This window comes from Pseudomonas sp. LFM046 (assembly GCF_000949385.2).
Taxonomy (GTDB): domain Bacteria; phylum Pseudomonadota; class Gammaproteobacteria; order Pseudomonadales; family Pseudomonadaceae; genus Metapseudomonas.
The window spans coordinates 4,434,681-4,455,827 of record NZ_JYKO02000001.1 but is presented as its reverse complement, the minus strand read 5'-3'; the positions used below and the strand labels follow the sequence as shown (position 1 = coordinate 4,455,827).

The window sequence follows — 21,147 nt, the reverse complement described above, 5'->3', positions numbered from 1 at the left end:
CATCGGCTTTACCGCACTTACTTGCGTGCTTCCAGGATCAGGTTGAAGGGCGTTTCCGCCGCCCGACGGAAGTGGCTGAACCCGGCCTCCTGGAAGACCTTGCGCAGGCGCGCCTCGCCCGCCTGGGCGCCGAGCCCTAGGCCCACTTCCTGGGACAGGGAGTTGGGCGTGCAGATGAAGGTGGAGGCGGCATAGAACAGGCGGCCCACCGGGGTCTGGTTGTCGTCGAGATGATCGTTGGCGTAAGGCTCCACCAGCAGCACGGTGCCGTCCGGCTTGAGGGTCTGGAAAGCATGTCTGGCGGCGCCGACCGGGTCGCCCATGTCATGCAGGCAGTCGAAGTAGCAGATCAGGTCGTAATCGCCGCCGGGGTAGTCCTTGGCGCTGGCCTGGGCGAAGGTCGCACGATCCGCGACGCCGCCTTCACGGGCGCGCTGGTTGGCGGTTTCGATGGACGGGCCGTGGTAGTCGAAACCGACGAAGCGCGAGGCCGGGAACGCCTTGGCCATGATCACCGTGGACGCGCCATGGCCGCAGCCGATGTCGGCCACCTTGGCGCCGGCGTTGAGCTTATCCACCACACCATCCAGGGAGGGGAGCCATTCGTCCACCAGGTGGGCGCGGTAGCCGGGGCGGAAGAACCGCTCGGTGCCGCTGAACATGCAGGGGTGATGGTCGCCCCAGGGCAGGCCGCCGTCGCCACGCATGGCTGCCACCAGCTTGTCCTTGTCGTGGAACAGCGCGGCGATGACCACGGCACCGCCCGCCACGTACACCGGCGAGTCCTCGACGGCCAGGGCCAGGGCCTGTTCTTCCGGCAGGCGGAAGCATCCGTCCTGGTGCTCCATGTAGCCGGACGCCGCGTGGGCGCTCAGCCATTCCCGCACCAGCCGCGCGTTGCAGCCGGTCCTGGCGGCCAGGTCTTCGGGGCTGACCGGCTGGCTGTCGGCCATGGCGCGATAGAGACCGAGTTCTTCACCCAGGATGATGTTGGCGAGCATCGCGGCGCCGCCCATGTCGGTCACCAGCTTGCCCATGAATTCGTTGAGTCTGGCCTCGTCCATCGACTGTCCTCCTCTGGCAAGGCACTGCTTCGGCTGGCTGGGGCGACAGCTGAATGCAACGGCATGGAATCGGAAGGGGAGAGAGGAAGGAGCCTCGGCAGCCGAGTCGTATAGCTACGGTGGCTCCTTCCATGTCCAGCAATCGCCAGACAATTTCAGTTTAGTGGCCGGGCGCCCGTCCCGCAGGCGTCCGCCAGCGGCGTGGAGGGCGAATGGCGTCTATGCAGGCTCCGCGCGGGCGGCCGTCCGATGAATGGCGCCGTCGAATGGCCTGGGTGGTTCTCGTCGGGCACGCCGGCGACCATCGGTCCGTGCGCCTTGAGCCATCGCCCGGTGGCAACCATAGTGGGTGCCATGACCTCGACCACCCAATCCCCCCAGGTTGCGTTGGAAGGCTTCCATCCCGCCGTCGCCGCCTGGTTCCGCTCCAGTTTTGCCGCGCCCACGGCGGCCCAGGCCCAGGCCTGGCCGGCGATCCGCGCCGGGCGCTCCACTCTGGTCGCGGCGCCCACCGGCTCGGGCAAGACCCTGACCGCTTTCCTCTCCGCCATCGACGAACTGGTGCATGAGGGCCTGGAGCAGGGCGGCCTGCCGGACCGCTGCACGGTGGTCTATGTGTCGCCGCTCAAAGCGCTGTCCAACGACATCCGCATCAACCTGGAGGAACCCCTGGCCGGCATCCGCGCCGAGCTGGCGCGCCAGGGGCTGGCCGATGTGGATATCCGCACCGCCGTGCGGACCGGCGACACGCCCCAGGCCGAGCGCGAGGCCATGCGCAAGCGCCCGCCGCATATCCTCGTCACCACGCCGGAATCCCTCTACATCCTGCTCGGCTCCGATTCCGGCCGCGCCATCCTGGCGGGCTGTCGCAGCCTGATCATCGACGAAATCCACGCCATCGCCGGCAGCAAGCGCGGCAGCCACCTGATGCTCAGCGCCGAACGGCTGGAGGCCCTGTGCGGGCGGCCGTTGCAGCGCATCGGCCTGTCCGCGACCCAGAAGCCCATCGAACGGGTGGCGCAGTTCCTCATGGGTCAGGGGCGTGATGCCTGCACTCTGGTGGATGTGGGCTACAGCCGCGAGCGAGACCTCGCCATCGAGGTGCCGCCGGTGCCCCTGGAGGCGGTGCTGAGCGTTGATGCCTGGGAAAAGGTCTACGACCGCCTCGCCGAACTGGTGGTGGCGCATCGCACCACCCTGGTCTTCGTCAACACCCGGCGCCTGGCCGAGCGCGCCAGCCGACATCTGTCCGAACGCCTCGGCAATGCCGCGGTGGCCGCCCACCACGGCAGCATGGCGCGGGACCTGCGCCTGGACGCCGAACAGCGGCTCAAGCGAGGCGAACTGAAGGTGCTGGTGGCCACCGCCTCGCTGGAGCTGGGCATCGACATCGGCGATGTGGAACTGGTCTGCCAACTGGGCTCGCCGCGCAGCATCGCGGCATTCCTGCAACGGGTCGGGCGTTCGGGGCACAGCGTCGGCGGCACGCCCAAGGGGCGGTTGTTCCCGCAATCGCGAGACGACTTGATCGAGTGCGCGGCGTTGCTGGATTGCGTGCGCCGCGATGAACTGGATGCGTTGGTGATCCCCCATGCGCCGCTGGATGTGCTGGCCCAGCAGATGGTGGCCGAAGTGGCTTGTCAGGAATGGGGCGAGGACGCGCTTTACCGGCTGATGGTCCGCGCCATGCCCTATACGGACCTGCCACGGGAACGCTTCGACGCCCTGGTGAAAATGCTCGCGGAGGGGTACAGCGGCCGCCAGGGCGTGCGCGGCGCCTACCTGCACCGCGACGCGGTGAATCGCCGCCTGCGGGGGCGGCGCTCGGCGCGCCTCACCGCCATCACCTCGGGCGGCGCCATTCCCGAGACTGCCGACTACGCCGTGCTGCTGGAGCCCCAGGGCGTGCCGGTGGGCAACGTCCACGAGGACTTCGCCGTGGAGAGCCTGGCCGGCGACGTGTTCCAGCTGGGCAACCAGTCCTATCGCATCCTCCGGGTGGAACCGGGGCGCGTGCGGGTGGAGGACGCCCAGGGCCAGCCGCCGAATATTCCGTTCTGGCTGGGTGAGGCGCCGGGGCGGACGGATGAGTTGTCGGTCGGGGTGGCGCGGTTGAGGGGCGAGGTGGAGACCTGGCTTGGCGAGTCCGAGTCTGCGGGAGCTTCCCTCACCCCCAGCCCCTCTCCCGGAGGGAGAGGGGAGCAGATTGAGCGCGCAATCGAAGGATTGCGCGAGCGCATTGGCCTCGGTGAAGTGGCGGCGCGGCAGATCGTCGAATACCTGGCGCGGGCCAGGGCGGCGCTGGGCGGCTTGCCAACCCGCGAGCGGCTGGTGATGGAGCGCTTCTTCGACGAGACCGGCGGCATGCAGCTGATCATCCATTCACCCTTCGGCAGCCGCATCAATCGCGCGTGGGGCCTGGCCTTGCGCAAGCGCTTCTGCCGCAGTTTCAACTTCGAGCTGCAGGCGGCGGCCACCGAGGACGCGCTGATCCTGTCCCTTTCCACCAGCCACAGTTTTCCGCTGGAGGAAGTCTGGCGTTACCTGCATTCCAACAGCGCCGAGCAGGTGCTGATCCAGGCCGTTCTCGACGCCCCGCTGTTCGGCGTGCGCTGGCGCTGGAACGCGTCCGCCGCCCTGGCCCTGCCGCGCTTCTCCGGTGGGCGCAAAGTGGCGCCGCAGATCCAGCGCATGCGCAGCGAGGACCTGCTGGCCAGCGTCTTCCCCGACCAGGTGGCCTGCCAGGAGAACCTGGTGGGCGAGCGCGAAATCCCCGATCACCCACTGGTGGCCCAGACCCTGGACGACTGCCTGCACGAGGCCATGGATACCGAAGGCTGGCTGGCCCTGCTGCGGCGCATGGAGCGCGGCGAAGTGGCCCTCATCGCCCGCGACCTGCCGGCGCCTTCGGCCCTGGCGGCGGAAATCCTCGGTGCGCGGCCCTATGCCTTCCTCGACGATGCGCCGCTGGAAGAACGCCGCACCCAGGCTGTGCAGAATCGTCGCTGGACCGACCCGGAATCCGCCGACGACCTCGGCGCCCTGGACCCGGAGGCCATTGCCGCCGTGGCCGAAGAAGCCTGGCCACTGGTGCGGGATGCCGACGAGATGCATGAAGCGCTGCTGGCACTGGCCTGCATCACTGCGTCGGAAGTGAAGGCCAACGACGGCTGGGCCGGGTGGCTGGCACAACTGGCCAAGGCCCGCCGTGCCACCTGCCTGCAACTGGGCGGGAAAGCGCTGTTGTGGCTGCCGGCCGAGCGCCTGGAGCAGTTTCGCGTCCTCTACCCGGAGGCCAGCCTCAAGCCGGGTATTGCCGCGCCCGAAGGTTTTACCGGGGCCTGGGACGCCGAACCCGCCCTGGTGGAAGTGGTGCGGGCACGCCTTGGCGGCTTCGGGCCGTTGACCCTGGAGAAACTGGCCGCTGACCTGCGCCAGCCCTCGTCCGCCCTGGCTTTCGCCCTCGCCAGCCTGGAGCGGGAGGGGCAGGTGCTGCGCGGCCGCTTCACCCCCGGCGCGGTCGAGGAGCAATGGTGCGAGCGCCACCTGCTGGCGCGCATCCACCGCTACACCGTCAAGCGCCTGCGCCGCGAGATCGAACCGGTGGAGCGGGCGGACTTCATGCGCTTCCTGTTCGACTGGCAACGCGTGGCACCGAACGCCCAGGTACGCGGCGCCGAGGCCCTGGCCGGGGTGCTGGCGCAGCTTGAGGGATTCGAGGCGGCGGCTGGTGCCTGGGAGAGCGAGATTCTCCCCAGCCGGGTGGCCGACTACGGCATCAACTGGCTGGACGACCTGTGCCGCGCCGGCCGGGTGGTCTGGTGCCGCCTGGGCGGACGCGGCAAGGCGGCGGCTGGCCCGGTGCGCGGTACGCCCATCCTGTTGCTGCCGCGCAAAAGCCTGGGCCTCTGGCGCGCCTGCCTGCCCGAAGGACCAGCGCCGGAACCGTCCTCCCGCGCCGAACGGGTTCGCCAGGTGCTGGCCAGCCAGGGGGCGCTGTTCTTCGACGAACTGATGGAAGAGGCTCACCTGCTGCGCAGCGAACTGGAGGACTGCCTGGGCGAACTGGTCGCCCTGGGCCTGGCCAATGCCGACAGCTTCGCCGGCCTGCGCTCCCTGCTGTTGCCGGCGGCCCGGCGCAGCCGCCACGACCGCCGCGCACGCCTGGCCCTGGCCAACATGCAGGACGCCGGCCGCTGGGCGCTGCTGCGCGGCAAGGCGGAGGAGGGGAGCGGCAAGGTGCCGGCGCAAGCCCTGGAGCATGTGGCGCGCACGCTGCTGCGCCGCTACGGCGTGGTGGGCTGGCGCCTGCTGGAGCGCGAGGCCGACTGGCTACCGCCCTGGCGCGACTTGCTGCGGGTCTACCATCGCCTGGAAGCGCGCGGCGAGATCCGCGGCGGCCGCTTCGTCGCCGGGGTTTCCGGCGAACAGTTCGCCCTGCCGGACGCCGTGGGGTTGTTGCGGGAAGTGCGCAAGCGTCCGCTGGAGGGAAGCCTGGTCAGCCTCTCGGCCTGTGACCCGTTGAACCTGCTGGGTACGTTGCTGAACGGCGGCAAGGTGCCGGCGGTGGCGGGCAATCGCCTGCTGTACCGCGATGGTGTGCCGGTGGCGACCCTGGTGGCGGGCAAGGTGGCGATGCTGCAGGAGGTGGATGGCGTCACGGCGGGCGAATGGCGTGCGGCGCTGATCCGCCAGCCAGCGGCGACGCCGGTGGGTCAGCAGTCGAGAAGGGCGCGGATGCCGCTGTAGGGCGGAACTCCCAGTGAGGGTGCGTACAGGCCTGCTCGGCGCCAGGCCAATTCGCGAATTCATTCGCCCCCACCAGGAAGAAATCAGGCCTGTGCACATGTCCATTAACCACTTGAAACCGCTCAGAAATTGACCCGGCCCAGGCCGCCCCGCGCCAGGACTGGCCCCTGGCCATTGCCCGACAGCTTATCCACAGCTTAATCCACCGCCTTTGTGGGTAACCGCCCGTCAGGATTCGCCGGACTTATCCACAGCCAGCAGGGGGGCGAGGAGGGCACACATGCTGCGCCAGTGGGAGCCTTCCCAGTACAGGCGGTCGCAGGCGTCGCAGGAGAGGAAGCGCGAATAGAGCGCGCCGATGCGCGGTGGCAGGCGGGGGCGGGCGAGTTCCGGGTCGATTTCCCGCAAGGGGCGATTGCAGTGCAGGCAGAGGCTGAAGGGGCGGGCGCTGCGGGCCAGGTCCAGGCGTTCGAAGAGTTCGCGCAACTGCAGCGCGGGCTTGAGCGCATGCACGTAGCAGCCGTGGGTGATGATCCGGCGCTTGAGCAGTTCGCGGTCGCGGGTCAGCACGATGCGCCCCTCGTGGGCGGCGATCTCGGCGATCTGCCCGTCCTCGAAACCGTTGTCGTAAAGGGTGTCGAAGCCGCTCATGCGCAGCAGGCTGGCCAGCCCGCCGAGGTGGGCGTCGGCGACGAAGCGCAGCACCCGCAACGGCCGGGCACGCACCTTGAGCAAGGGGCTGATATCCAGGGTCTCGAACTTGGGGTAGACCGCCAGGCGGTCGCCATCCAGCAGCACCCGGTCGAAGCCCACCGACTCGCCGTTGAGCAGCACCAGTTCCACTTCGGTGTGGGGGACGCCCAGGGCCTCGATCATGTGCTTGACCGTGGCCGCTCGGGCGCAGGCGCAGGTGAAGGCCTGCCGGCGACGATCGGCCGGCAGAAAATCGTTGAGCTCTTCATAAAAGCGGAACGTTGCCCTGACCATGCAGGACAGTATGGCAGCCCGTGGCGCGCCCTCCCGGAAGAGGGCGCGCGGAGGGTCATTTCGGTTGGGCGACTACCCGCAGGTAGGGCTTGAGGGTCTTGTAACCGTCGGGATATTTCTTCTTCGCGTCTTCATCCGATACCGAGGTGGGAATGATCACATCGTCGCCCGGCCGCCAGTTCACCGGGGTGGCCACGGTGTGCTTGGCATTGAGCTGGAGGGAGTCCAGCAGGCGCAGCACTTCATCGAAGTTGCGCCCTGCGCTCATGGGGTACACCAGCATGGCCTTGACCTTCTTGTCCGGGCCGATGATGAACACCGAGCGCACGGTGGCGTTGTCCACGGCAGTGCGCGGGCCGGCGCTGGCATTGGGGTGGATCATGTCGTAGAGCTTGGCCACCACCAGGTTATCGTCGCCGATCATCGGGTAATTCACGGCATGGCCCTGGGTTTCCTCGATGTCGCCAACCCATTTGCGGTGGTCGCTGACCGGGTCCACGGAGAGGCCGACGATCTTGGTATTGCGCTTGTCGAATTCGGGCTTGAGCTTGGCCATGTAGCCCAGTTCAGTGGTGCAGACCGGAGTGAAGTCCTTCGGGTGGGAGAACAGGATGGCCCACTGGTCGCCGATCCACTGGTGGAAGTTGAGCGTGCCTTCGGTGGTTTCGGCGGTGAAATCGGGCGCTTCATCACCAATGCGGATTGCCATGTACGTTCTCCTTGGCTTTGGGCAGGAAAGGTCTGCCGACAACACGGCAGAGGCAGCGGCAGGCCTGCTGGCCTACCGGGCCTAACAGTATAGGTCGGTGCTCCGACGATGCCCGGAAGGAGGATGATCAGTGGTCATGCACGGGCGCCCGGGAGTGCTATTCCTTCCCGGAGGAGGTCGTCGGAAGCATGTTTGTCGACAGGGCCCGTGGCGGGTTTCGTCCGATGGGCATGCATGGCCGGGAGAGTGGCGGCCTTCTTCCGATGCAGTGACTTCCCCACAGTCAGACCGTCGCCCTGCAATCCCACAGGAGCGAACACATGGCTACCTTCATCGCATTGGCGAGTTTCACCGATCAGGGCATCCGCAACGTCAGGGAGTCGCCTGATCGCTTCGCGGCGTTCAAGGCGCTTGCCGAATCACTCGGCGTCTCGGTCAAGGACGCTTACTGGACAGTCGGCCACTATGACCTCGTGCTGATTGTCGAGGGGTCGGAAGAGGCCGCCACGACCCTGCTCCTGAAAGCCGGGTCGCTGGGCAATGTACGGACGCAGACCCTGCGCGGCTTTTCGGAACAGGAGTTCCGGCAATTGCTGAAGAACGTGTGACGGGGCGCGGTGAACGGGGACGCCGGTTTTCGGTTTCCCCGTTCACCCATCGGTCGTCCATCAGCTCGCGGTAGCGGTCTTGATCACGTACTGGCTGGTGGGCAGCACATCGATCCGGTCGAAATCGATGAAGCGATTGCAGCTCTCCATCATGGCCGCGAGGTTCTTCTGGAACTTCTCTGCATCACCCACGGCATCGAAGAAAGCCATCGGGTCGGTCATCGCGGCCGGCGGGAAGGCTTCCTCGACAATGGCGTCCAGCGGCGTGGCGCCATGGGTCAGGGGGCGCACCACCAGGTTCTGCACGTAGAGGAAGTTGTCCTGGGTGTCGATGGCCACACGGGTGTGGTAGTTGCGCCAGACGTCCAGCCAGGCGTCGCGGGTCAGGCGCGGCGGGCAGCTGAGGAAGGCGATCTGGGAGAAACCGTGGGTGCGCTCGCCGAGTTTGGCCGGGAAGCGCGTATTGCGGATCACCACCGATTCGCTCACCAGATAGGCCGCCAGACGGCTGGTGGCCGGGGTGAGGACTTCATCGAAGGGACGGCGGCTTTCCGTGTTGGCGCTGTCGGCCCAGAGGGACAGGGTGGCATCCGGCAGCGGGCGGTTGTTTTCCTGGCGCAGGCCGGCGGCGGGGGCGACATCCGCGTCCACCAGGTTGATCTGCAGACCCTGGGCGCCCAGGGTGAGGAGCTGATCGGCCAGCTCGCCACGCAGGCGCTGGGAGAAGGCTTCGGCGCTGTCCTGCGGGGTGCGCCACAGGGTGTAGATGATCTTTTCCACGGCAAGGTCCTTCAAGGTTGGATGAGTGCGGGCCAGAACATGCGGCCTGGCAGCGTGCGGTGCATCGTCCGGCTGGACTAGCGGATGAGCGGCCAGTGCACAACCGGGGGCGGTGCTAGCGTTAGAGGAGGGGAGGTGCCGGCCAGGGGGCCGTGCCTTGCCCGTTGTGACAGGGCCGTCCGGTCTATCGCCGCCCACAACTTTTCGTCATCGAGTCCGGCTCTCCGGGGTCCCGGCGGAAGGCGTGCGACCCTGCCGAATTCCATAAATCCGCACGGAGGTGATCGCCATGGCACGTACAACCCCCATCAGCCATTACCGCAATATCGGCATAGTGGCCCACGTGGATGCCGGCAAGACCACCACCACCGAGCGGGTCCTGTACTACACCGGGGTCAACCACAAGATGGGCGAGGTGCACGACGGCGCCGCGACCATGGACTGGATGGTCCAGGAGCAGGAGCGCGGCATCACCATCACCTCGGCCGCCACCACCGCCTTCTGGACCGGCTCGCGCAAGCAGTTGGACAAGTTCCGCATCAACATCATCGACACCCCCGGCCACGTGGATTTCACCATCGAGGTAGAGCGCTCCCTGCGGGTGCTGGACGGCGCCGTCGTGGTGTTCAGCGGTGCCGATGGCGTGGAGCCGCAATCCGAGACCGTCTGGCGCCAGGCCGACAAGTACCACGTGCCGCGCATCGCCTATGTGAACAAGATGGACCGCGCCGGTGCCGACTTCCTGCGGGTGGTGGAGCAGATCAGGCAGCGCCTCGGCCATACGCCCGTGCCCATCCAGCTGCCCATCGGCCAGGAAGAGAATTTCAACGGCCAGATCGACCTGATCCGCATGAAGGCCATCTACTGGAACGACGCCGACCAGGGCGCCAGCTTCCGCGAAGAGGAGATCCCGGACGAGCTGCTGGACGACGCGCAGCACTGGCGCAACGTCATGCTGGAAGTGGCGGCCGAGGCCAATGAAGAGCTGATGACCAAGTACCTCGACGAGGGCGAACTGTCCGAGGAGGAGATCAAGGCGGGGCTGCGCATCCGCACCCTGTCCTGCGAGGTGGTTCCGGCGGTGTGCGGCTCGTCTTTCAAGAACAAGGGCGTGCCCCTGGTGCTGGATGCCGTGGTCGAGTTGCTGCCGGCGCCCACCGAGATTCCCTCCATCCGGGGCACCCACCCGGATCACCCGGACAAGGAAGACGAACGCCACGCTGACGACACCGAGCCGTTCTCCTCCCTGGCCTTCAAGATCGCCACCGACCCCTTCGTCGGCACCCTGACCTTCATCCGCGTCTACTCCGGCGTGCTCAATTCCGGGGATGCCGTGCTCAATTCGGTGAAGGGCAAGAAGGAGCGCGTCGGCCGCATGGTGCAGATGCACGCCAACCACCGCGCGGAAATCAAGGAAGTGCGTGCCGGCGACATCGCCGCGCTGATCGGCATGAAGGACGTCACCACCGGCGACACGCTGTGCGACCTCACCAGACCCATCATCCTCGAGCGCATGGACTTCCCCGAGCCGGTGATATCCATCGCCGTGGAACCCAAGACCAAGGCCGACCAGGAAAAAATGGGCATCGCCCTCGGCAGGCTCGCCCAGGAAGACCCCTCATTCCGGGTGAAGACGGACGAGGAGACGGGGCAGACCATCATTTCCGGCATGGGCGAACTGCACCTGGACATCATCGTCGACCGCATGAAGCGCGAGTTCAACGTCGAGGCCAATACCGGCAAGCCGCAGGTCGCCTACCGCGAGACGATCCGCAAGACCTGCGAGATCGAGGGCAAGTTCGTCCGCCAGTCCGGCGGTCGTGGCCAGTACGGCCACTGCTGGATTCGCTTCGCCCCGGCGGACGAGGGCAAGGAAGGGTTGGAGTTCGTCAATGAAGTGGTGGGCGGCGTCGTCCCTCGCGAGTTCATCCCGGCCATCCAGAAGGGCATCGAGGAGCAGATGAAGAACGGCGTGCTCGCGGGCTATCCCCTGATCGGCCTGAAGGCGGCGGTGTTCGACGGCTCCTACCACGACGTGGATTCCAGCGAGATGGCCTTCAAGATCGCCGCCTCCATGGCCACCAAGCAGCTGTCGCAGAAGGGCGGCGCGGTGCTGCTGGAGCCGGTGATGAAACTGGAGGTGGTGACGCCTGAGGAGTACATGGGCGACATCATGGGCGACCTCAACCGCAGGCGCGGCCTGATCCACGGCATGGAAGACGGGCTGTCCGGGAAGATCGTCCGCGCCGAGGTGCCCCTGGGCGAGATGTTTGGCTACGCCACCGACGTGCGCTCGATGTCCCAGGGCCGGGCCAGCTTCTCCATGGAATTCGCCCGTTATGCTGACGTGCCGGCGAGCATTGCCGAGGTGATTGTGAAGAAGTCGGGGTGACCGTGCTTGCTCGATGTTGGGCCTCGTTCCTCGGCACCAACCTACGGCAGACCTGCGGTCTGCTTGGCGAATGAATTCGCCCCTACAAGAGATGGCCCGCAGGCCTGCTCCAAAAAAGAAAACGGGCCCTAGGGCCCGTTTTCATTCCATACCGCCGCTGCTCAGGTCAGTCCGTTCTGTTTGCGGAAGTAGGGAATCACGTGCTCGCCGATGTTCTTCAGCGTCTCCAGCTGCGCCCACTGAGGCACGGTGCCCATCTGGCAGATGAAGAGGATTTCGTCGGCGCCGGCATCGATCAGGCGCTGCACGTAGCCGATGCAGTCGTTGACGGTGCCGTAGGCATGGTTGGGGTTCATCATCGCCATGGTCGGGTCGGAGAAGTCGACCTTGACCTCTTCGGAGGCGAAGCGCGACTTGATCACTGCCTGGCCGTTGCCGTCGACGAAGGTGTCGTCCTTCCACTTCTCCGGGTCCGGACGTTCGCCGCCGGCGTACCAGTAGGCCAGGGATTCCATGAAGTAGCGCTGGCCGCGGATGCCGATGTGGCGGGCCTTCTCGTTGTCGTCGAGGACGATGGCCGGGCACAGGGCGGCGATGTGGCGATTCGGGCGGAAACCGACCTGGTCCTTCTCGTCACGGTTGTCCCAGGCTTCGTGGTACACGGCCACTTTCTTGGCGATTTCCTCGGGGCCGCCGAAGCCCAGCACCAGGGCGCCCATGCCACGGCCGCCGGCGTTCTTCAGCGACTCGGTGTTGGTGCACGCCAGGTACATCGGCGGGTGCGGGTCCTGGTAGGGCTTGGGATGGATGGGGCGCTTGGGGATCTTCACGAAGTCGCCGTTATGTTCGATCTCGTCCTGGACGAACATTTTCGGGATCAGGTACATGGCTTCGTCGATCTGCGGCTGCAGGGTGGCCAGGTCGTAGCCGAAGGTGCCGGCTTCCTGCTGGGTGCCGCCCTTGCCGACGCCGAAGTGCACACGGCCCTTGGACAGCAGGTCGAGGGTGGCGATGCGCTCAGCCACTTTCACCGGGTGGTTCATGGCCGGCGGCAGGCAGACCACGCCGTGGCCGATGCCGATGCGCTCGGTCTTGCCGGCGACGAAGGCCAGCATGGTTTCCGGCGCGGACATGTGGGAGTAGTTGGTCAGCGCGGTGTGTTCCACGCACCAGAAATTGTCGAAACCGAGCTTGTCGGCGAGCACGGCCTGCTCGACGGTTTCGTCGAAGATGCGACGGTCGCCTTCGCGGCTGCTGTCGATCGTCTGTGCCTCATAGATCAGGGAGAATTTCATGCGCTTTGCCCTTGTTGTTCTTGATCCAGTCAACCCGTAATTCCGGGGCTTGAACGCATGGTGTGGGATCGGCAAAGCGCCGGAATCCTCCAAAAAGACTAGTCATCTTGGTTGCCCGGAAAGCACGACGCCCGCGCAGGGCGGGCGTCGTGGGGGTGATTGGGGTTTCGTAGGGTGGACATCGCTTTTCATGTCCACCATCGGTGTTGATCCCATCGCCGATGGTGGATCGGTGAAGCGTGATCCACCCTACGTCACCGGGGCTGGCAAGGTCCTCAGAGGAAGAAGTCGGTACTGTCCAACCCCATTTCCACGCCGCCCAGATTGAGCGCGTACTTGCCCGGGCAGTTGGCCACGTGGGCGCGGCCGGTGTGGATATCGCGGAACGCGCGGTTGATACCGTGCTGGCGGAAGATGGTGGAGGCACCGCTGTTGTACATCAGGGCCTTCACCGCCTCGGCGCACTTGTCCGGGACGATGGCCGAGTCGTAGCGCATCTTCACCCGCTCGGCCATGGTCAGCGCCTCGCCGGCCTTGGCGCGCTCCATCATCAGCTCGAAGTTGCGCAGCAGCACGGTGCGGCATTCGTCCACCGTGACCATGGCGTTGGCCAGGGCGGTCTGGGCGCCGGGGTCCTGGATGATCTTGCGGCCATCGTTGACCCCGACGCGGCCCTTGTTGGCCTGGACGAAGAGCTCGATGGCCCCTTGCAGCGCGCCGATGGTGGAGGACGACACCGCGCGCACGAAGATCTGACCGAACGGCAGACGGAACAGCGGCGAGGTGTTCACCGCGTTGCCCGGGCTGTTCTGCAGGAAGCCGTCGATGGAGCGGTGGGTGCGGTGCTCGGGCACGAACACGTCTTCCACCAGGACATCGTGGGAGCCGGTGGCTTCCAGGCCCATCACGTCCCAGTTGTCGATGATGCTGTAGTCGCTGCGCGGAACCAGGAAGGTGCGGTAGTCCGGGCCGTCGCCTTCCTTTGCCGGGGGCACCATGGCGCCGAGGAAGGCCCACTGGCAGTGCTTGCTGCCGGAGGAGAAACCCCAGCGGCCGCTGAGGCGAAAGCCGCCGTCGACGCGGGTGACCTTGCCCACCGGCATATAGGACGAGGAAATCAGCACGCTCGAATCCTGGCCCCAGACGTCTTGCGCAGCACGGTCATCGAACAGCGCCAGCTGCCAGTTGTGGATGGCCACCACACCCAGCACCCAGGCCGAGGACATGCAGCCTTCAGCGAGGGTCATCTGCACCTCGAAGAAGTCCTTGGGCTCCAGCTCGTAGCCCTCCCAGCGCGCGGGCTGGAGGATGCGGAAGAAGCCCGCTTCCTGGAAGTCACGGATCGTCTCTTCGGGCAGCTGGCCGTTCTTTGCGGCCAGGGGCGCGCGCTCGCGCAGTACCGGCACGAGTTCACGGGCGCGTTGTTTCAGGCGTTGGCGAATCAGGTCGTGGTCGAGCATTTGTTGTTCTCCGGTTGAAGGCTTTTCCACCCATCGCCGGGCATTCAATCAATGGGCAATCGGGGCGGCATCCTTCAAACGGACCATATGCCCGGCCTGTGCATGCGGCTCGGTCTTTGTAGGGGCGAATGAATTCCCCCCTACAGGGAAGTCGCCTGGCAGACCGTCGGAGTGACTAGTCCCCTCGGACGATGTTGCGGGGCGGGTCAAGGCGAAGAATCGGCATCACTGTGAGAACAACAAGAGGGCAGTGCGATGAGCCAGGCCGATCTGAAAGCCGCGATGCTCCAGGCGATGCGTCGTCTGGCGAAGTCCGTGACCATCATTACCACCAGCAATGGCAGCGAGCGTTTCGCCATGTCCGCCACGGCGGTGGATTCGCTTTCCACCGAGCCGCCGTCGCTGCTCATCTGTGTGAACAAGACCGCCTCCCTGCATGCGGTGCTGGATGCCGGCGCGGACTTCTGCGTCAACATCCTCGGCCTGGAACAGGAAGAGCTGTCCCACCTGTGCAGCGGCCCGGTCAAGGGCGAGGCGCGCTTCCAGCGCGGCGACTGGCGTACCAGTGAGGGTGGCATTCCCTACCTGGGCGATGCCCAGTCGGCCATCCTCTGCCAGCAGGACGGCAAGTTCAGCTACGGCACCCACACCATCTTCATCGGCCGTATCGCCGAGATTCACAACAGCGCGGATATCAGCCCGCTGGTCTACCTGAACGGCGCCTACACCACCACCGCGCCGTCGCTGGCCGCTGCGAGCTGAGGGCTGCCCATGACCGCCATGGAGCCGGGTCTCGACAGCCCGCTGCAGGTCGCCGATGCCGCCCGGCTCAGCTGGGATGACAGCGCCGACCTGCTGGTCGTGGGCCTTGGCGGTGCAGGTGTCTGCGCCGCCCTGGAGGCGCGCGGCCAGGGCGTATCCGTGCTGGCGCTGGAGCGCTTCGCCGGTGGCGGTGCCACGGCCCGCAGTGGCGGCGTGGTCTATGCCGGTGGCGGCACCCCGCACCAGGCGGAGGCCGGCATCAAGGACTCGCCCCAGGCGATGTTCGATTACCTCCGTCAGGAGGTCGGTGACGCGGTGTCCGAGGAGACCCTGCGGGACTTCTGCGAGCGCAGCCGCGACAACCTGGCCTGGCTGGAACGGCAGGGCGCCGGCTTCCAGGGCAGCGTGCCGCCGATGAAGACGTCCTATCCGAGCGACAAATACTTTCTCTATTACTCCGGCAACGAGGCCGTGCCGAGCTACGCCGCCACGGCCCAGCCGGCGCCCCGTGGGCACCGTGCCCTGGGCTCCGGGATGTCCGGTTACAACCTCTACAACCCGCTCAAGGCCAGTGCGCTGCGCCAGGGTGTGCGCCTGCGCAGCCAGTGCGAAGTGCGCCGTCTGGTGACGGATGCCAGCGGCCGGGTGATTGGCGTCGAGGCCTGGGAAATTCCAGCCGGCAGCCCGGCCGCGCGACGGCATGCGCGCCTGGCGCGCTGGACCGACGCGCTGCATCCCTACGCGCCGCCCCTGGCCGAGCGCCTGCGGCGCAAGGTCCGGGAACTGGAGCTGGCCCATGGGGAGCGCCGACTGATCCGCGCGCTGCACGGCGTGCTGCTCTCGGCCGGTGGTTTCGTGTTCAACCGCGCGATGCTGACTGTGCATGCGCCGCGCTACCTGGATGGCCTGCCCCTGGGCACCAGCGGTTGCAACGGCAGTGGCCTGCGCCTTGGGCGCAGTGCCGGCGGCACGCTGCAGCGCATGGACAAGGTAAGTGCCTGGCGCTTCATCAATCCCCCGCTGGCCTGGGCCAGGGGCGTGATCGTCAACGCCGTCGGGCAGCGCTACTGCAACGAAGAGGTCTACGGCGCCAAGCTGGGCCACGCCATGGTGGAAGAGCAGGGCGGCCGCGCCATCCTGATCATCAACCGGGCGCTGTTCCGCGAGGCGTTCGCGCAGATCGGCCCGGGCAAGGTCTGGTCGTTCCAGCGCCTGCCGGCCCTGCTCAACCTGCTGTTCAACGCCCGGCGTGGCAACAGCGTCGCCCAGCTTGCAGAGCGTATCGGCCTGCCTCCCGAGGCCCTGGCGCGGACCCTGGCGGATTACAACGCCGTTGCCCGTGGCGAACGCGAAGATGCCCTGGGCAAGTCGCGCGGTTTCCTGGTCTCCCTGGAACAGGGCCCCTGGTACGCCCTGGACCTGTCCTTCGCCAGCAAGCTCTACCCCTGTCCGGTGATCACCCTCGGCGGGCTGCGGGTCTGCGAACGCAGTGGCCAGGTGCTCAACCACGACGGCCAGCCGGTTCCCGGCCTGTTCAGCGCCGGCCGCAATGCGGTGGGCGTCGCGTCCAATTTCTATGTATCCGGCTTGTCCCTGGCTGACTGTGTCTACTCGGGACGCCGCGCCGGCGCTCACGTGGCCGGTCTGGTGCGGGCCACCAAGGCTTCCAAAGGAGAACAACAATGAAACGAGTCGAAGGCAAGGTTTGCATCGTTACCGGTGCCGCCAGCGGGGCGGGGCGCGACGATGCGCTGCTGCTGGCCAGCGAAGGGGCGAAAGTGGTGCTCACCGACCTCAACGACGAGGCCGGCCGCCAGGTCGCCGCGGAGATCGGCGCGAACGCGGTGTTCGTGCGCCAGGACATTTCCAGCGAAGCCGATTGGCAGAACGTCATCAAGGTCACCCTGGAAACCTTCGGCCGCCTCGATGTGCTGGTGAACAACGCCGGCATCCTCGCCCTGGCCAGCATCGAGGACACCAGCCTGGAGCTCTGGCAGAAGATCCAGCGGGTCAACAGCGACGGCTACTTCCTCGGCTGCAAGTACGCCATCGCGGCGATGAAGGACAGCGGCGGCGGCTCCATCATCAACATGTCGTCGGTGGCCGCCCTGGGTGGCATGCCGGCCTTCTGCGCCTACTCCGCCTCCAAGGGCGCGGTGGCCGCGCTGACCCGCTCCGTCGCGGTGCACTGCAAGCAGCAGGGCTACCGGATCCGTTGCAACAGCGTGCACCCGGACGGCATCAACACGCCGATGACCCAGCCGCTGACGGGCCTCCAGAACGTGCCGCAGGACGTGCTGGACCAGGACCCGAAGAACCGCATGTGCTCCCCGCGCGACATCGCCAACCTGGTGCTCTTCCTCGCCTCGGACGAGTCGCGCTTCATCAACGGCAGCGAGCTGCGCATCGACAATGCGCAGACCATCAGCGGCCTGATTTGACGCGGAGATGGACATGGGTAGCGCGCAGCCAATCGTGATCGAAAACCAGCAGTCCGGTGGCTTCCAGTTGGAAGTGGCCGAGGTGATCGCCGAAACCCACGACAGCCGTTCCGTCGTGCTGCGGATTCCGGCGGGGCAGGAAGAGCGCTTCCGCTACAAGGCGGGGCAGTTCCTCAGCTTCCGTGTGATGGTCGGCGGCAAACGACTGACGCGCTGCTATTCCATGTCCAGTTCGCCGGACTGCGACACCCTGCCGAAGGTCACCATCAAGCGGGTGGACGGCGGCCGGGTGTCCAACTGGTTCAACGACCAGGTGCGTGCCGGCGACCTGCTGGACGTCCTGCCGCCGGCCGGGCATTTCCACCTGCGCGCCGGCGAGCATGACCTGGTGCTGTTCGGTGGCGGCTCGGGGATCACCCCGGTGTTCTCCATCCTCAAGTCGGCGCTGAAGACCAGTCAGCGCCGCATCAAGCTGGTGTACGCCAACCGCGACGAGTCCTCGGTGATCTTCCGCGATGAGTTGAAGGCGCTGGCCAAGGCCCACGTCGACCAGTTGGAAGTGATCCATGTGCTGGATTCGGTGCAGGGCTTCCTCACGGACGGCGAAGTGCGCCAACTGGTGCGTAGCCACGCCGGTGCGGAGTTCTACATCTGCGGACCGGGGCCGTTCATGGACACCGTGGAGCGGGCCCTGCTGGCGGCCGGTGAGAGCATGGATCGCATCCACGTGGAGCGCTTCGTGTCGCCGCCCGATCCGGATGCGGTGGTGGAGGACGCACCGGCGCCGACGGGTACCGTGCTGGAGCAACTGCTGGTGGAACTGGATGGCCAGCTCAGCGAAGTGTCCACCCAGCCGGGCGAGACGCTGCTGCAAAGCATGCGCAACGCAGGCCTCGATGCGCCCTACTCCTGCGAGGAGGGCTTCTGCGGCGCCTGCATGTGCAAGGTGGAGGAGGGCGAAGTGGTCCTTTCCCGTAACGATATTCTCAGCCCCGCCGAACTGGCCGAAGGCTGGACCCTGGCGTGCCAGGGCCGCCCGGGCAGCGCGCGGCTGAAACTGAGGTTCCCGGGGTGACAGCCGGGTCCTGCCGCCCTGCGGGGTGGTATTGAGCGTGTATGTCTGTGCCTTTATGCCCGGCTTTGGCCGGGCATTTTTTTTGGCACCCGAGGGCGCAGGGACTGCTTTTGTAGGATGGGTCGGGCGGCGTTCCGCGAGCCTGCGAAACCCATCACACGAAGTGTGTAGGGTGGAAGTCGCTTTTCACTTCCACCGGCGGTGTTTCCGGTGGGCGCCGGTGGTGGATCGATAAAGCGTGATCCACCCTACGGCCGCTATGCGGCTTTCGCGATTGATATCGCTCCCACAATGAGCCTGGGCGTAGTCTCAACGGACGATCAACAGGCTAACCCGCCGGGGTTAGACTGCGGCGCAGGCTCCACTCCCATTAGAACAAGAGCGAGGAAGATCCATGGCACGTCTTGCGAACAAGGTTGCCGTCATTACCGGCGCCGCATCGGGTATCGGTCTGGCCTGCGTCCGCCGTTTCGCCGAGGAAGGCGCACAGGTGGTCGGGCTGGATATGGGCGAGCCGCGCCCTGAGGCTGCCGCGAGCCTGGAAGGGCTGCCGCTGGCGCCGTTGTTCATGACCCTGGACGTGCGTGACGAGGACCGGGTGCAGGCGGTGATGGATGACGTGGTGAAGCGCTTCGGCCGCATCGATGCGCTGGTCAACGCCGCCGGCATCGCCAGCCGTGGCAGCATCACCGAAACCAGCACCGAGGAATGGCGCCGCGTGCTGGAGATTCACCTCACCGGCAGCATGCTCACCAGCAAGTACGCCCTGCCGCAGATGGTCGCCCAGCGCAGCGGCTCGATCATCAACTTCGGCTCGATCTTCGGCCTCCAGGGCTGCGACGGCAACGCCGCCTACAACACCGCCAAGGGCGGTATCAGCCAGCTCACCCGCTCCATGTCCATCGACTACGGTTACGCCAACATTCGCGTCAATGGCCTGTGCCCGGGGCTGATCGACACCCCCATGACGCAGATGGTCAAGGAGCAGAAGGAGTTCCACGCCTACTTCGCTTCCCAGCACATGCTGTGCCGTGCCGGGCAGCCGGTGGAAGTGGCCAACGTGGCGCTGTTCCTGGCGTCCGATGAGTCTTCCTTCGTCAGCGGCCAGATGATCGCCGTGGACGGCGGTTTCTCCGCCGGCCGCCGCTTCGCACCCCCGCAAGCCTGATTCCAACCTCCCTGCAGCGGCCGGACTTTCCGGCCGTCGCCCCGTCGCGCCCGAGAAAAGCCCATGACCGACCTGGAAAGCGCCCTGACCATCCCTGAACTGCTGGCCGCCGCCGCGACCCGTTACGGCGAGTCCATGGCCATCGAGGACGCCAGCACCCGCATCAGCTATCACCGGCTCGACGAGCTGCGCCGCCAGGCCGCCCGCGCCCTGCTGGCGCTTGAGGTGCAGGCCGGCGAGCGCGTGGCCATCTGGGCGCCGAACATCCACGAGTGGATCGTCGCCGCCATCGCCCTGCAGAGCGTGGGCGCCGTGCTGGTGCCGCTGAACACCCGCATGAAGGGTTCCGAGGCCGGCTTCATCCTGCGCGAGAGCGGCGCCAGCCTGCTGTTCGTGATCGGCGAGTTCCTCGGCACCGACTACCCGGCGTTGCTGGCCGGCGAGGCGCTGCACGAGCTGCGCACGCGCGTCTGCCTGCGTGGGGATTCGCCGGGCTGCCTGGGCTGGGACGCGTTCCTGGCCCTGGGCAATGAAGTCTCGCCGGCGGAACTGGCGGTGCGCGAAGGCGACGTGAACCAGGACAGCCTGTCCGACCTGCTGTTCACCTCCGGCACCACCGGCAAGCCCAAGGGCGTGATGACCGCCCACGGCCAGAACCTGCGCATCGTCCGCGACTGGAGCGCCATGGTCGGCCTGCGCCAGGGCGACCGCTACCTGATCGTCAATCCCTTCTTCCACAGCTTCGGTTACAAGGCCGGCTGGCTGGCGGCGCTGATGCGCGGCTGCTGCATCCTGCCGCAGCAGATCTTCGACGTGCCGGTGATGCTGGAGCGGGTCGCCCGCGAACGCATTACCGTATTGCCAGGCCCGCCGACGCTGTACCAGTCGATTCTCAGCCACCCCGATCGCCAGCAATACGACCTCTCCAGCCTGCGCGTGGCGGTCACGGGCGCCGCCTCGGTGCCGGTGGAAATGGTGCGGCGCATGGCCAGCGAGCTGGGCTTCGAGACCATCGTCACCGCCTACGGCCTGACCGAGGCGTGCGGCTTCGTCACCATTTGCCGTCCGGGGGACTCCGCAGAACGGATCGCCACCACTTCGGGCCGCGCCTTCCCGGACGTGGAAGTGCGCTGCGTCGATGGCGCCGGCAACCCGGTGCCGACCGGCGAACCGGGGGAGCTGCTGGTGCGCGGCTACAACCTGATGAAGGGCTACTTCAACAACCCCGAGGCCACGGCCGAAGCCATCGATGCCGATGGCTGGCTGCACACGGGCGATGTCGGCGTGCTCGACGAGGACGGTTACCTGCGCATCACCGACCGCCTCAAGGACATGTTCATCACCGGCGGCTTCAACGTGTACCCGGCGGAGATCGAGCAGGTCATCCTGCGCTATCCGGGGGTGGCCCAGGCCGCGGTCATCGGCATTCCCGACGAGCGCCTGGGGGAGGTGGCCATGGCCTTCCTGCTGCCCGCCGCAGGCCAGCCGGTGGATACCCAGGCCTTCCTCGGCTGGTGCCGTGAGCAGATGGCCAATTACAAGGTGCCGCGCCGCGCCTTGCTGGTCGATGCCATGCCCCTCAACGCGGCCGGCAAGGTGACCAAGGACGCCCTGCGCAGGATGGCGGGGTAAGGCGGCAGGCCCGGCAGTCAGCTTG

General features: G+C 66.7%; 15 protein-coding genes. 9 read left to right on the top strand and 6 right to left on the bottom strand.

Going from position 1 to position 21,147, the window contains the following annotated elements; translation table 11 throughout:
* Positions 1 to 17 precede the first annotated feature (17 nt).
* On the bottom strand, positions 18 to 1,064 hold the full coding sequence (locus TQ98_RS20415; protein WP_044871433.1) for a class I SAM-dependent methyltransferase: 1,047 nt from the start codon (positions 1,062 to 1,064) through the stop codon (positions 18 to 20).
* A gap of 354 nt (positions 1,065 to 1,418) precedes the next feature.
* Here TQ98_RS20415 and TQ98_RS20410 point away from each other — a divergent pair, with 354 nt between their 5' ends.
* Positions 1,419 to 5,813, top strand: coding sequence for a DEAD/DEAH box helicase (locus TQ98_RS20410; RefSeq protein WP_103103024.1), 4,395 nt, complete (start codon positions 1,419 to 1,421; stop codon positions 5,811 to 5,813).
* Positions 5,814 to 6,041: 228 nt separating this feature from the next.
* Here the strand turns inward: TQ98_RS20410 and TQ98_RS20405 are convergent, their stop codons facing one another.
* Positions 6,042 to 6,800: a Mut7-C RNAse domain-containing protein gene (locus TQ98_RS20405; RefSeq protein WP_044871430.1), complete on the bottom strand. Its 759-nt coding sequence runs from the start codon at positions 6,798 to 6,800 to the stop codon at positions 6,042 to 6,044.
* 55 nt (positions 6,801 to 6,855) lie between these two features.
* Positions 6,856 to 7,509 carry a peroxiredoxin gene (locus tag TQ98_RS20400; RefSeq protein ID WP_044871429.1) on the bottom strand — a complete coding sequence of 218 codons (654 nt, stop codon included), beginning with the start codon at positions 7,507 to 7,509 and terminating at the stop codon, positions 6,856 to 6,858.
* A 320-nt stretch (positions 7,510 to 7,829) separates the two neighbouring features.
* On the opposite strand from TQ98_RS20400, the gene TQ98_RS20395 reads away from it, so the two are divergent.
* Positions 7,830 to 8,117 (top strand): GYD domain-containing protein, encoded by a 288-nt coding sequence (locus tag TQ98_RS20395; protein WP_044871428.1) that lies wholly within the window; start codon positions 7,830 to 7,832, stop codon positions 8,115 to 8,117.
* A 60-nt stretch (positions 8,118 to 8,177) separates the two neighbouring features.
* Here TQ98_RS20395 and TQ98_RS20390 read toward each other — a convergent pair whose 3' ends face one another.
* Positions 8,178 to 8,897: an EthD domain-containing protein gene (locus TQ98_RS20390; protein ID WP_044871427.1), complete on the bottom strand. Its 720-nt coding sequence runs from the start codon at positions 8,895 to 8,897 to the stop codon at positions 8,178 to 8,180.
* Between the two features lie 289 nt (positions 8,898 to 9,186).
* Between TQ98_RS20390 and fusA the strand changes: the two genes are divergently transcribed.
* Positions 9,187 to 11,289 (top strand): elongation factor G, encoded by a 2,103-nt coding sequence (gene fusA, locus TQ98_RS20385; protein WP_044871426.1) that lies wholly within the window; start codon positions 9,187 to 9,189, stop codon positions 11,287 to 11,289.
* 161 nt (positions 11,290 to 11,450) lie between these two features.
* Here the strand turns inward: fusA and TQ98_RS20380 are convergent, their stop codons facing one another.
* Complete coding sequence (locus tag TQ98_RS20380; protein ID WP_044871425.1) at positions 11,451 to 12,584, bottom strand: LLM class flavin-dependent oxidoreductase; 1,134 nt, start codon at positions 12,582 to 12,584, stop codon at positions 11,451 to 11,453.
* Between the two features lie 275 nt (positions 12,585 to 12,859).
* Complete coding sequence (locus TQ98_RS20375; protein WP_044871424.1) at positions 12,860 to 14,044, bottom strand: flavin-dependent monooxygenase; 1,185 nt, start codon at positions 14,042 to 14,044, stop codon at positions 12,860 to 12,862.
* Positions 14,045 to 14,299: 255 nt separating this feature from the next.
* Here TQ98_RS20375 and TQ98_RS20370 point away from each other — a divergent pair, with 255 nt between their 5' ends.
* From TQ98_RS20370 to TQ98_RS20345, 6 genes are all read left to right on the top strand, one after another.
* Positions 14,300 to 14,806 (top strand): flavin reductase family protein, encoded by a 507-nt coding sequence (locus TQ98_RS20370; protein ID WP_044871423.1) that lies wholly within the window; start codon positions 14,300 to 14,302, stop codon positions 14,804 to 14,806.
* Positions 14,807 to 14,815: 9 nt separating this feature from the next.
* Complete coding sequence (locus tag TQ98_RS20365; RefSeq protein WP_044871422.1) at positions 14,816 to 16,492, top strand: FAD-binding protein; 1,677 nt, start codon at positions 14,816 to 14,818, stop codon at positions 16,490 to 16,492.
* Positions 16,489 to 17,247: a glucose 1-dehydrogenase gene (locus TQ98_RS20360; protein ID WP_044871421.1), complete on the top strand. Its 759-nt coding sequence runs from the start codon at positions 16,489 to 16,491 to the stop codon at positions 17,245 to 17,247. The genes TQ98_RS20365 and TQ98_RS20360 overlap by 4 nt, the downstream gene beginning before the upstream one ends.
* A gap of 13 nt (positions 17,248 to 17,260) precedes the next feature.
* Positions 17,261 to 18,322 (top strand): ferredoxin--NADP reductase, encoded by a 1,062-nt coding sequence (locus tag TQ98_RS20355; RefSeq protein WP_044871420.1) that lies wholly within the window; start codon positions 17,261 to 17,263, stop codon positions 18,320 to 18,322.
* A 394-nt stretch (positions 18,323 to 18,716) separates the two neighbouring features.
* Entirely contained in the window at positions 18,717 to 19,490 is a 774-nt protein-coding gene (locus TQ98_RS20350; RefSeq protein WP_044871419.1) for an SDR family oxidoreductase, read from the top strand.
* 63 nt (positions 19,491 to 19,553) lie between these two features.
* Positions 19,554 to 21,122, top strand: a complete 1,569-nt coding sequence (locus TQ98_RS20345) for a FadD3 family acyl-CoA ligase (protein WP_044871418.1) — start codon at positions 19,554 to 19,556, stop codon at positions 21,120 to 21,122.
* Positions 21,123 to 21,147 lie beyond the last annotated feature (25 nt).

Coding starts and splice junctions, on each gene's coding strand:
- TQ98_RS20415 (WP_044871433.1), bottom strand. CDS start 1,064: ATGGACGAGGCCAGACTCAACGAATTCATGGGCAAGCTGGTGACCGAC.
- TQ98_RS20345 (WP_044871418.1), top strand. CDS start 19,554: ATGACCGACCTGGAAAGCGCCCTGACCATCCCTGAACTGCTGGCCGCC.
- TQ98_RS20375 (WP_044871424.1), bottom strand. CDS start 14,044: ATGCTCGACCACGACCTGATTCGCCAACGCCTGAAACAACGCGCCCGT.
- TQ98_RS20365 (WP_044871422.1), top strand. CDS start 14,816: ATGACCGCCATGGAGCCGGGTCTCGACAGCCCGCTGCAGGTCGCCGAT.
- TQ98_RS20370 (WP_044871423.1), top strand. CDS start 14,300: ATGAGCCAGGCCGATCTGAAAGCCGCGATGCTCCAGGCGATGCGTCGT.
- fusA (WP_044871426.1), top strand. CDS start 9,187: ATGGCACGTACAACCCCCATCAGCCATTACCGCAATATCGGCATAGTG.
- TQ98_RS20355 (WP_044871420.1), top strand. CDS start 17,261: ATGGGTAGCGCGCAGCCAATCGTGATCGAAAACCAGCAGTCCGGTGGC.
- TQ98_RS20405 (WP_044871430.1), bottom strand. CDS start 6,800: ATGGTCAGGGCAACGTTCCGCTTTTATGAAGAGCTCAACGATTTTCTG.
- TQ98_RS20410 (WP_103103024.1), top strand. CDS start 1,419: ATGACCTCGACCACCCAATCCCCCCAGGTTGCGTTGGAAGGCTTCCAT.
- TQ98_RS20380 (WP_044871425.1), bottom strand. CDS start 12,584: ATGAAATTCTCCCTGATCTATGAGGCACAGACGATCGACAGCAGCCGC.
- TQ98_RS20400 (WP_044871429.1), bottom strand. CDS start 7,509: ATGGCAATCCGCATTGGTGATGAAGCGCCCGATTTCACCGCCGAAACC.
- TQ98_RS20360 (WP_044871421.1), top strand. CDS start 16,489: ATGAAACGAGTCGAAGGCAAGGTTTGCATCGTTACCGGTGCCGCCAGC.
- TQ98_RS20350 (WP_044871419.1), top strand. CDS start 18,717: ATGGCACGTCTTGCGAACAAGGTTGCCGTCATTACCGGCGCCGCATCG.
- TQ98_RS20395 (WP_044871428.1), top strand. CDS start 7,830: ATGGCTACCTTCATCGCATTGGCGAGTTTCACCGATCAGGGCATCCGC.